12 protein-coding genes are annotated in these 11,414 nt (G+C 35.6%); 8 read left to right on the top strand and 4 right to left on the bottom strand.

The features are described from left to right. Positions 1–26 precede the first annotated feature (26 nt). On the top strand, positions 27–365 hold the full coding sequence (locus tag NOV28_RS10545) for a hypothetical protein (protein ID WP_255930789.1): 339 nt from the start codon (positions 27–29) through the stop codon (positions 363–365). 51 nt (positions 366–416) lie between these two features. Here the strand turns inward: NOV28_RS10545 and NOV28_RS10540 are convergent, their stop codons facing one another. The 4 genes from NOV28_RS10540 to pncB all read right to left on the bottom strand — a co-directional run bounded on the left by NOV28_RS10540 (position 417) and on the right by pncB (position 4,442). Then, on the bottom strand, positions 417–1,187 hold the full coding sequence (locus NOV28_RS10540) for a TrmH family RNA methyltransferase (RefSeq protein ID WP_255930787.1): 771 nt from the start codon (positions 1,185–1,187) through the stop codon (positions 417–419). Position 1,188: 1 nt separating this feature from the next. Further along, positions 1,189–2,691, bottom strand: a complete 1,503-nt coding sequence (locus tag NOV28_RS10535) for a DNA recombination protein RmuC (protein WP_255930785.1) — start codon at positions 2,689–2,691, stop codon at positions 1,189–1,191. 81 nt (positions 2,692–2,772) lie between these two features. Beyond that, positions 2,773–3,249, bottom strand: a complete 477-nt coding sequence (locus NOV28_RS10530; protein ID WP_255930783.1) for a YciI family protein — start codon at positions 3,247–3,249, stop codon at positions 2,773–2,775. A 14-nt stretch (positions 3,250–3,263) separates the two neighbouring features. Continuing rightward, positions 3,264–4,442, bottom strand: coding sequence for a nicotinate phosphoribosyltransferase (gene pncB / locus NOV28_RS10525; protein ID WP_255930781.1), 1,179 nt, complete (start codon positions 4,440–4,442; stop codon positions 3,264–3,266). Positions 4,443–4,891: 449 nt separating this feature from the next. Between pncB and NOV28_RS10520 the strand changes: the two genes are divergently transcribed. From NOV28_RS10520 to rplD, 7 genes are all read left to right on the top strand, one after another. Continuing rightward, positions 4,892–6,445, top strand: a complete 1,554-nt coding sequence (locus NOV28_RS10520) for a DUF8728 domain-containing protein (RefSeq protein ID WP_255930779.1) — start codon at positions 4,892–4,894, stop codon at positions 6,443–6,445. Positions 6,446–6,536: 91 nt separating this feature from the next. Next, positions 6,537–6,950, top strand: a complete 414-nt coding sequence (rpsL, locus tag NOV28_RS10515; protein ID WP_027383325.1) for a 30S ribosomal protein S12 — start codon at positions 6,537–6,539, stop codon at positions 6,948–6,950. Between the two features lie 25 nt (positions 6,951–6,975). Then, the gene (rpsG, locus tag NOV28_RS10510) at positions 6,976–7,452 is read left to right on the top strand and encodes a 30S ribosomal protein S7 (RefSeq protein WP_122027051.1); all 477 of its coding nucleotides are present in this window, start codon (positions 6,976–6,978) and stop codon (positions 7,450–7,452) included. Between the two features lie 6 nt (positions 7,453–7,458). Next, entirely contained in the window at positions 7,459–9,576 is a 2,118-nt protein-coding gene (gene fusA, locus NOV28_RS10505) for an elongation factor G (RefSeq protein WP_255930764.1), read from the top strand. Between the two features lie 19 nt (positions 9,577–9,595). Further along, a complete protein-coding gene (gene rpsJ / locus NOV28_RS10500) occupies positions 9,596–9,901 on the top strand; it encodes a 30S ribosomal protein S10 (RefSeq protein WP_031503579.1) in 306 nt (101 codons plus the stop codon). Positions 9,902–10,164: 263 nt separating this feature from the next. Beyond that, a complete protein-coding gene (gene rplC, locus NOV28_RS10495; RefSeq protein WP_255930761.1) occupies positions 10,165–10,791 on the top strand; it encodes a 50S ribosomal protein L3 in 627 nt (208 codons plus the stop codon). Beyond that, complete coding sequence (rplD, locus tag NOV28_RS10490; RefSeq protein WP_255930759.1) at positions 10,782–11,411, top strand: 50S ribosomal protein L4; 630 nt, start codon at positions 10,782–10,784, stop codon at positions 11,409–11,411. The genes rplC and rplD overlap by 10 nt, the downstream gene beginning before the upstream one ends. The last annotated feature ends 3 nt before the right edge of the window (positions 11,412–11,414 follow it).

Here is an 11,414-nt window from a genome sequence, read left to right as displayed (position 1 = left end):
AACAAAACAATTAAATTTAATTTATTATGAAAAAGTCATTATTCGTAGCTGCTTTCGCTGCTTTAGCTCTTGTAGCTTGTAAAAAAACTGAAACTGTAGAAACTGCTAACGCTGCTGATTCAGCTGCTGTTGCTGCAACTGATTCTGCTGCTGTTGTAGCTGATTCTGCTGCTGCTGTTGTTGATTCTGCTGCTGCTGTAACTGTAGATGCTGCTAAAGATGCTGCTGCTGCTACTACTGCTGCTGGTGCTGAAGTTGCTAAAGATGCTGCTGCTGGTGCTGCTGATGCTGCTAAAGGTGCTGCTGAAGCTACTAAAGATGCTGCTGCTGACGCTAAAAATGCAGTAAAAGAAGCTACTAAATAATTAGTAACTCTTTTAACAAAATAACCGCTTCTCCCTGAGAGGCGGTTTTTTTTATTTCAATTTTTTCTGTCTTAGTATTTCGTAACAACTTATTGCAACTGCATTGCTAAGATTTAATGAATCTATGCTTCCAACCATTGGAATTAATGTGTTTTTGCCTTTCCCGATCCAGAAATCGCTAAGGCCAGAATGTTCTGTACCAAACAGCAGTGCGCTTTTTTCAGTAAAATTTCTTTTATAAAGATCTTCTGCGCTTTCATCCATCAAGGTTGTATAGATGTTAAATTGATTATTATCCAGAAACTCGAGTAATTCTTGATTATTCGATTGAAAAACATTCATTCCAAATAAGCAACCAACGCTGGAACGGATTACATTTGGATTATAAAAATCGGTTTTTGCATCGGTCACAATTAATGCGTCAATTCCAAAAGCTTCGCAACTTCTCAGAATTGCACCTAAATTTCCTGGTTTTTCAATGCTTTCAACAATAATTATTGAAGAATTTTCTTTCGGTTTAAATGTAGAAAGAGCATTCATCTTTGCTTTATAAATCCCGATAATTCCTTCTGAACTTCCTCTGTAAGCAACTTTTTCGTATACTTTCTCAGAAACTAAATTGATTTTACCATGTGGGAAATCTTCATCGAAAATACTTTCGCAAATATAAAACTCCACATTATCGTACCCAAATTTTACAGCTCTGTCATTTTCTTGTTTTCCTTCCACAACAAAATTCCCGGATTTCCTGCGAAAACGGTTGTCTATAATCAATCGGGTGAGATTTTTTATTTTTTCGTTTTGTAAACTTTCTATCAGCATTTTATTCTTCGGTATTTTCGGTTTCCAATAAATTGGTTTCAGAATCTTCGTTTGCTCTTTCCAGTAAAGCTTCCGGAAGATTTTTACTTGCTTTTGCGCCCAATTGTTTTAGTTTTTGTACGCTTCCTACCAAATTTCCTTTTCCGGTGGAAAGCTTTTTCATTGCATTTTCATAATCGCCTTTTGCATCATCCATCTTTTTACCAATTTTTAGTAAGTCTGCAACAAATCCATCGAATTTGTCATATAATGCGCCGGCTTGTCTTGCAATTTCAGATGCATTTTTGTTGTGATGATCACGTTTCCAAACATCTGAAATTAATTTTAAATAAGCAATTAAATTGGTTGGACTTAGTAAAATAATATGTTTTTTGTAAGCGTAATTCCAAAGTTGTGTATCACCTTGCAAAGCCGTAAGAAAAGCTGATTCTACCGGAACAAACATGATGGTGAAATCCAAAGATTCCTTCAAATTATCATATCTTTTTTCAGCTAAAGTATCAATATGTCTTTTCAACGCTGAAATATGCAGATTCAAATTTTGCTTTCTTTGTTCTTCATCTTCGGCAGAAATCATTCGTTCATAAGCATTTAGCGAAACTTTTGAATCGATGATAACGATTTGGTTTCCTGGAAGTTTTAATATGAAATCAGGTCTTTGATTTTCTCCGTTTTCATTTTTAATATTGAATTGGGAGAAATATTCGCGGTCTTTGGTAAGTCCAGAATCTTCCAGAATTCTTTCGAGAATCATTTCGCCCCAATCGCCTTGAGTTTTGGTTTGGCCTTTTAATGCGGTCGCGAGATTATTAGCTTCCTGACTAATTTTTGTGGTTTGTTCCATCATTAATTTGATGGTATTGTTGAGTGAGAATCTTTCTCGGGCTTCGTTTTCGTAAACTTCACTCACTTTTTTCTTGAAATTTTCAAGGTTCTCACCCAATGGTTTTAGGAGTAAATCGAGGTTTTCTTTGTTTGTGTCCGTGAACTTTTTCGATTTTTCTTCAAGAATTCTGTTGGCAAGGTTCTGAAATTCTTCTTTAGCCAAAGCCTGCATCTTTTCTATTTCCTCTTTTTGGTTATCTAGAAGTTTTTGTAAACCTTCATTTTGTGCGGTGAGATGAGATTTTATGGAAATTAATTCATTTTTTTCGTCACCTAATTTTTTAATCTCTGTACTTTGATTATTGTTGATTTGAGTCTGTTCTTCAATTTTCTGATTTTGAGAATTGTTTTCAGCAGAAATTCTGGCAATTTCAGTTTTTAATTGATTTAGAATATCAGTTTGTTGAAGATTGGTTTGTTTTTCTGATTGATAATAATTTTCTAATTCGTTGATTCTCAAGTTTGAATTTTGTAAATCGGAATTTGTGCGAATAAAATTGTTATTCAGTTCGTCGAAAAGAGCTCGAGAAACATTGGATGATTTTAAGAAAAAATAGGAGAGAAGCGCCCCTAAAAAAGCGCCAATTATGATCCCTAAAAATAAAGTAGTTATTTCCATTTTTCAAAAATAGGAAGAAAAAAATGATTTTCGGGATTTGGGAAAAGTACTTTAAATTCTATTTGTGAAAAAATTTAAAATTTAAGGATTTTCTTTAGCAACTTTATTGTGATATTTCAAATGCATCGGAATCGCAGCTGAACCGTACCAAGGCAAAATTTCCACATCGAAAATTCCCGCTTTGATGGTTGGATCATTTTGAATAAGCGCTCTTGCTTCTTCTTCGGTTTTGGTATCGAGAAGGAAAATTCCGCGATAACCGAGCGTGTTTTTGGTGGCAAAAGGACCTGCCATTTTTAATTTTCCTGCTTTTTCCATTTCTGACATATTGCTGAAATGTCCTTTGAAAAGTTCAGTGCGTTGAGCCTTATCGGTGATTTCTTTGTCTTTCGGGCCGGTTTTCAAAATTACAAGCATGTAAGATTTCATTCCTCTTTCATCGGCGCCCAAAGAATCGGCCAATTTTTGGTCGTAATTTTTGCTTTGTTTTTCGGTGTTTTGAGCATTACAAGAGATGCTTATTAAGCAAATTGAAATGATGGACAAGATTAATTTCATGGCAGAAGGTTTTATTAATCTTTAATTCTTAAAAATTCTTTCGCAAGTTCGATCATTTTTGGATCTCCGGTATATTTTCCATGTTCGTCGGAGAGTTTTACGGTTGGAATCCATTCTCCGTTGATTGATTTTGCGGCAATGAGTTTCATTACGATATTCATTGGTTTCACGCCGACATCGTTGGTCAAATTAGTTCCAATTCCGAAAGAAATTCCTATTTTCCCTTTGCAGGCATGTGTGATTTCAGCGACTTTTTCCATATTCAAACCATCAGAAAAAATAATGTATTTAAATAAAGGATTAATTCCGTTTGCTTTGTAATGTTCAATGGTTTTATTGGCAAATTCGATTGGATCGCCACTGTCATGACGAACGCCGTCGAAAAGTTTAGCAAATTTTTTATCGAATTGCTGGAAAAAAACCTCAGTAGTATAAGTATCGGAAAGAGCTACACCCAAATCACCTCGGTAAACATCCACCCAATGTTCCAACGAAAGCGCATTTGCCATTTTGAAACCATATTCAGCAGCATGAAACATAAACCATTCGTGAGCATGTGTCCCGATTGGTTTTACCCCATATTTCATCGCGAAATGAATGTTTGAAGATCCTATAAATTTAGAATTTTTATTTTTCACCAATGTGTCAACCACGAGATCGTGAACTTTATAAGAATGCCTTCTTCTGGTGCCAAATTCTGCGAAAGTAACTCCGAGATTATTCAGCTCTTCAGCTTTTTCTAAAGTTTTAGCAACAACAGTCTCATCAGAATCCCTTTCCATGTTGTTCATTTGGTAATGCAATTCGGAAATCAGAGCTAAAAGCGGAACTTCCCATAAAATCGTGCGGTACCATTCGCCTTCTACAGTTACTCGCAACTCGTTTTCGGTTTGCTCGATCTGAACTTCGGAAGGATCATAATGATAACCTGCTAGAAAATCCAAGTAAGGCAAATCGAGATAAGGACAAGTTTCTTTCAAAAATTCTTTTTCAGCTTTGGTGAGTTTCAGTTCTGCCATTGCATTGACTGATTTTCTCAACTCAGCATCGAAACCTTCTGGGAAATGGTGTTTCCCGCGATTGATGAATTCGTATTTTACTTTTTCGTTTGGGAAAAGTTTCACCACTGCATTTTGCATGGTGATTTTATAGAAATCATTATCAAGAATTGATTTTAGGCGCACTTCACTCATAAAATGATATTTAAACAAATGTAAAAATTAGAAAACAAAAAATCGCCTTTCGAAAGACGATTTTTTTTAATATTAAAGAATGTTGAGGTTTAATGTTTGATGAATTTGAATGATTCTAAAGTTTACAGCATAAGTTGAGGATGGTGAATTTTTGCCGTTTTTTACCGAAAACGACCATTTTTGCCGAAAAGGGCACTTTTTGCCGATAGGAGGTTAGTGCCTTTATAGTGGGCTAGGACTAGGCTTTGACTGGGAGAAAACTAGGCTTTAGGACAAGGTAATATTAAGACAAGTTTTAACCAAACTAAAAATAAATTTGTGCTAAATACATAGTGGATATTAAAAAATGAAGAGAGTGATATCTACTAAAATTGCATATTTGCGGTATGAATAGGTTTTTAGTTATATTATTATTGATTTTTAGTATTGTTACAAGCTTCTTTTTTTTTATGAGTTGGGTGCAACTTCCAGAAGGTCATCGATATATTTATCCGTTAGATGATGTGTACATCCATTTGTCCTTAGCAAGAAATTTTGCAGAACATGGTGTGTGGTCGATCAATACTACAGGATTTGATAGTGCATCATCTTCGATACTTTACACTTTATTACTTTCAGGTTTAATAAAAATCTTTGGCGATTGGGAATATTATGCTCTTTTGATCAATATTTTTTTTGGATACCTTACCATATATGCTGCGTTTAGATATTTTAAAGATTTCTATGGCGTTGCAGAAATGAAATGGCTCATCGTGCTTCTGTTGCCTTTTTCATTAGTGTATTTTATGACACTTATAGGAATGGAGCATACGATACATCAATTTTTGATGGTTTTGGCAGTGTACTTTATTCATAAAAATGTAAAAAATAGCTTTCAGAAGAAAGATTTTATCATTTTGTTAGTGATTGTATTTTTTAATTCAATAGTTCGGTTCGAAAGTATGTTTTTTACCGTGAGTTTAGCTTTTGCTTTGTTTCTAAGGAAACAATTTTTCAAAGGAGTTTCGGTAGTTTTAGTTGGATTTTTTGCCATTGTAGTTTTTGGGATTATTTCTATACAAAATGGAGGATATTTTTTTCCGAATTCGGTGATGATTAAAGGGAGTTTTCCCGCAGGTGATCATTTCTTAGCAAGTACATGGCAATTGGTTTTGGATGGGATTTTCTTAAACAGCAGCTTTTATAAATGTTTATTTTTTCCTTTTCTTCTGTTATTCATTTATTTAATTAAAAAATATAAAGGTTTAGGTTCCAAAAAATTTCTTGTTAATGAAACCTTAATCATTACTATCGTCGCAACCGCAATTTTACATTCGCTTTTCGCTTCATTGAAGTATAGATATGAGAATTATTTAATGATATCCATTCTATTATTAATAATTCCAGTGATTGTAAGTGAAACGAAAGGCTTGAAAACTCAAGATTTCAAACTCGGTCTATCGAAATTAATTTCTGTATGTTCAATTGTGGTTATTGTACTTGTTTCAATTTACAGATTTGGATATCATTATTTACCACTAAAAATGGCCAGCAAGGGCATAAAAGAGCAACAAGTAGAAATGTCGAGGTTTCTTGGGAAATATTATGCCGGTGAAAAAGTAGTTGCTAATGATATTGGGAGTATTGCCTATTTCAGCCATGTCAAACTTTTGGATATTGTAGGATTGGGAAGCACCGATATCGCCGATGCTATAGTAGTAAATAAGCATCGAGCCCGTGCGGAATACAATAAGAATATTAAAAAATACATAAATCAATACGTTTCAAAACACGATTATAAGGTTGCTGTCATTTACCCAGAATGGTTTCCGGGAGGGGTTCCTTCGAATTGGATCCCTGTTGCATCATGGATGATTAATGAAAAAAGTTATGGACCGGCAAGAAAAGGAGTAGTTTTTTATGCTTTAAAGCCTGAAGAAGTACCAATTCTTCAGAAAAATCTGATGGATTTTGACTTAGACAAAAATGTGGAAAGAAGGTTTTATAAAACACAAGAGAAGTAATGCTATTAAAAAATCGTAAATAATTATTAATCAGTATTTGTGGGTTAAAAAATATTTCATACTTTTGCACCCTAAAATAAAAAGCAATTAAATGCCTACTATTCAACAATTAGTTAGAAAAGGAAGAGTCGCACTTACCAAGAAGAGTAAATCGGCTGCACTTGATTCCTGTCCACAAAGACGAGGTGTATGTACAAGAGTATATACCACTACCCCTAAGAAACCTAACTCTGCACTTAGAAAAGTTGCAAGGGTAAGACTTTCTAATGGTAAAGAAGTCAACGCTTATATCCCGGGCGAAGGACACAATCTTCAAGAGCACTCGATAGTATTGGTACGCGGAGGAAGGGTGAAAGACCTACCGGGAGTACGTTATCACATTGTTCGTGGAGCTTTGGATACTGCAGGCGTAAGCGGCAGAACACAAAGAAGATCTAAGTATGGAGCGAAAAGACCAAAACCAGGTCAAGCAGCTGCAGCACCTGCAAAAGGTAAGAAAAAGTAATCATTAATTAGTAAGAAACGAAACAATGAGAAAGACAAAAGCGAAAAAAAGACCGTTGTTACCGGATCCTAAATTTAATGATCAACTGGTAACAAGATTTGTAAACAATTTGATGCTTGATGGTAAAAAATCTATCGCATTCAAAATTTTCTATGATGCTTTAGATATCGTAGAAAGCAAAAAAGGAGAAAACGAAAAGACTTCTTTGGAAATCTGGAAAGATGCGTTAACCAACGTAATGCCTCACGTAGAAGTACGTTCAAGAAGAATCGGTGGTGCTAACTTCCAAATTCCTATGCCAATCAGAGCTGATAGAAAAATTTCTATGGCAATGAAATGGTTAATCAAATATTCAAAAGCAAGAAACGATAAATCAATGGCTCAGAAATTAGCTGCTGAAGTTATCGCTGCTGCGAAAGAAGAAGGTGCTGCTTACAAAAAGAAAACAGACACTCACAGAATGGCTGAAGCAAACAAAGCATTTTCACACTTTAAATTCTAATCTGAAATGGCAAGAGATCTTAAATTTACAAGAAATATTGGTATTGCTGCTCACATTGATGCAGGAAAAACCACCACAACAGAAAGAATTTTGTTTTACACTGGTAAAACTCACAAAATCGGAGAGGTTCACGAAGGTGCTTCTACAATGGACTGGATGGAGCAAGAGGCTGAAAGAGGTATTACCATTACTTCTGCAGCAACTACTTGTTCTTGGAATTTCCCAACAGACCAAGGTAAAGTTCTTCCTGAAACAAAACCTTACCACTTCAATATCATTGATACACCGGGACACGTTGATTTTACGGTAGAGGTTAACAGATCTTTGAGAGTATTAGATGGATTGGTATTCCTTTTCTCTGCAGTAGACGGAGTAGAGCCTCAGTCTGAAACCAACTGGAGACTTGCTGATAACTACAAAGTTGCAAGAATGGGATTCGTAAACAAAATGGATAGACAAGGTGCTGACTTCCTTAACGTGGTAAACCAAGTTAAGACAATGTTAGGATCAAACGCAGTTCCAATCGTTTTGCCAATCGGTGCTGAAGAAGATTTCAAAGGTGTTGTAGACTTGATCAAAAACAGAGCGATCATCTGGGATGAAGCAGGACAAGGAGCTACTTTCGAGGTAGTGCCAATTCCTGAAGATATGAAAGATGAAGTTCTTGAATACAGAGAGAAATTAGTAGAAGCAGTAGCTGATTACGATGAAACTTTGATGGAGAAATTCTTCGAAGATCCAGATTCTATCTCTGAAGACGAAATCAACGAAGCATTAAGAAAAGCAACAATCGATTTGTCTATCATTCCGATGACTTGCGGTTCTTCATTCAAAAATAAAGGTGTACAGTTCATGCTTGATGCAGTTTGTAAATACCTTCCTTCTCCATTAGATAAGGATGATATCAAAGGAACTGACCCAAGAACTGATGCTGAAATCGTTAGAAAACCAGACGTAAAAGAACCTTTCTCTGCATTAGCATTTAAAATTGCTACCGATCCTTTCGTAGGAAGATTAGCATTCTTTAGAGCATATTCAGGTAGATTGGATGCTGGTTCTTATGTACTGAACACTCGTTCAGGTGATAAAGAAAGAATCTCTAGAATTTATCAGATGCACGCTAATAAGCAAAACCCTGTAGAATATATTGAAGCAGGAGATATTGGTGCAGCAGTAGGTTTCAAATCAATCAAAACAGGGGATACCTTGTGTGATGAGAAAAACCCAATCGTTCTAGAATCTATGGTTTTCCCTGATCCAGTAATCGGTATCGCGGTAGAACCTAAAACTAAAGCTGACCAAGATAAAATGGGTAACGCTCTTGCTAAATTGGCAGAAGAAGATCCTACTTTCACAGTGAAAACTGACGAAGCTTCTGGACAAACAATCATTTCCGGTATGGGTGAGCTTCACCTCGACATTATTGTTGACCGTATGAGAAGAGAGTTCAAAGTTGAAGTAAACCAAGGTCAACCTCAAGTAGAATACAAAGAAAACCTTACCATGGTTGCAAACCACAGAGAAGTTTACAAAAAACAATCTGGTGGTAGAGGTAAATTTGCAGATATCGTATTTGAAATCGGTCCTGCAGATGATAACAAAGCTGGTCTTGAATTCATTAACGAAATCAAAGGAGGTAACATTCCTAAAGAATTCGTTCCTGCAGTAGAGAAAGGTTTCAAAGAAGCAATGAAAAATGGTCCATTGGCCGGATTCGAAATCGATGGTATCAAAGTAGTATTGAAAGATGGATCTTTCCACCCAGTGGATTCTGACCAACTTTCCTTCGAACTTGCTGCTAAGATGGGCTTCAAAGAAGCTGGTAAAAAAGCGAAGCCTGTAATCATGGAACCAATTATGAAACTGGAGGTTGTAACTCCGGAAGAATATATGGGAGACATCGTAGGAGATTTGAACAGAAGAAGAGGTACTGTAAACGGTATGGACGATAGAAACAATGCGAAAGTAATCAAAGCATTCGTTCCACTTTCTGAAATGTTCGGATATGTTACTTCACTCAGAACACTTTCTTCAGGTAGAGCAACATCTTCTATGGAATTTGAAAAATACGAAGCAGCACCTACTAACGTTGCCGAAGACGTAATCGCTAAAGCAAGAGGTTAATATTAAAATTTAGATTAAAATGTCACAAAGAATCAGAATAAAATTAAAATCTTACGATTACAATTTGGTAGACAAATCTGCTGAAAAAATCGTGAGAACGGTAAAAGCGACTGGTGCTGTTGTAAACGGACCAATTCCATTGCCAACCAATAAGAGAATCTTCACTGTGTTGAGATCTCCACACGTAAACAAGAAAGCAAGAGAACAGTTCCAACTTTCTGCTCACAAGAGATTGATGGATATCTATTCTTCTTCTTCTAAAACTGTAGATGCACTAATGAAATTAGAGCTTCCTTCAGGAGTTGATGTAGAAATTAAAGTGTGATAAAATCACCTTTGCTATGATAGCAAATCCCTTTTCGAAAGAAGAGGGATTTTTTTTGGTTTGTAATGGTGTAATATTAAATTTGATAAAAATCTAAAGTTTTTTTAGTTTTTTATCAATATTTTTTAACTCACTCATTGTCAATTCAAAAAAACTTCATACATTTGCACACTCAATTTAGGGAAGAAGTATGCCTATTTCAGAAGTAGAAATCACTGAAACCTCGATTGATAAACGTGAATTTTAAATAATATATATAAACAATGTCAGGTATTATTGGTAAAAAAATCGGGATGACTTCCTTGTTTGACGAAAATGGCAAAAACATGCCATGTACAGTTATTCAAGCTGGTCCTTGCTCGGTTTTACAGGTCAGAACCGTAGAAAAAGATGGGTACAAAGCTGCTCAACTTGGTTTCGATGACAAGAGTGAAAAGAACGTTGGTAAAGCGTTAGCCGGCCATTTCAAGAAGGCTGGTTCTGCTCCAAAAGCTAAATTGGTAGAATTCTATCATGAATTCGTAGACAGTTTAAGCGTTGGAGATGAAGTGAAAGTTAATTTATTTGCTCAAGGCGAGTATGTTGACGTTACAGGAACTTCAAAAGGTAAAGGTTTCCAAGGGGTTGTAAAAAGACACAACTTCGGTGGGGTAATGCAAGCAACTCACGGACAGCACAACAGATTGAGAGCTCCAGGTTCTATCGGTGCAGGATCCGACCCGTCAAGAGTATTCAAAGGAATGCGTATGGCAGGTAGAATGGGTGGTAAGCAAGTTACCGTACAAAACCTTCAAGTGTTAAAAGTAGATGAAGAGCAAAATCTTTTAGTAGTAAAAGGTGCTGTTCCGGGAGCAAAAAATTCTTATGTAATTATCAGAAAATGGAACTAGTAGTATACAATACATCAGGAAAAGAAACCGGAAGATCTGTTCAGTTAGACGACGCTATCTTTGGTATTGAGCCAAATCAGCACGCGGTTTACTTAGAAGTGAAACAATACCTTGCTGCACAAAGACAAGGGACACATAAATCGAAAGAAAGAAGCGAAATTACAGCTTCTACAAGAAAGCTTAAGAAGCAAAAAGGATCTGGATCTGCAAGATACGGGGATATCAAATCTCCAACTTTCAGAGGTGGAGGTAGAGTTTTCGGTCCAAAACCAAGAGACTACAGATTCAAATTGAACAAAGCTTTGAAAAGATTAGCAAAAAAATCTGTGCTTTCTCAGAAAATGAGAGACAATTCTATTAAAGTTTTAGAAGCATTCAACTTTGAAGCTCCAAAAACTAAAGAATTTATCAATCTGAACAATGCATTAGGATTTGAAGGTAAAAAATCTTTATATATTTTACCTGAAGCTAACAAAAATGTATATCTGTCATCAAGAAATTTACCTAAAACAAAAGTATTGACTTATAACGAGATCAGTTCTTATGATTTAGTAAACGCTGGCGAGATTGTATTTTTAGAAGGTGCTATCGAAAAATTTCAGGAAAACTTAAGAAAATAAATC

The sequence above is a fragment of the Kaistella montana genome, from assembly GCF_024436175.1.
In the GTDB taxonomy this organism is placed as follows: Bacteria; Bacteroidota; Bacteroidia; order Flavobacteriales; family Weeksellaceae; genus Kaistella; species Kaistella montana.
The sequence above is the reverse complement of the archived record's forward strand: the minus strand, read 5'-3'. Positions and strand labels throughout refer to the sequence as shown.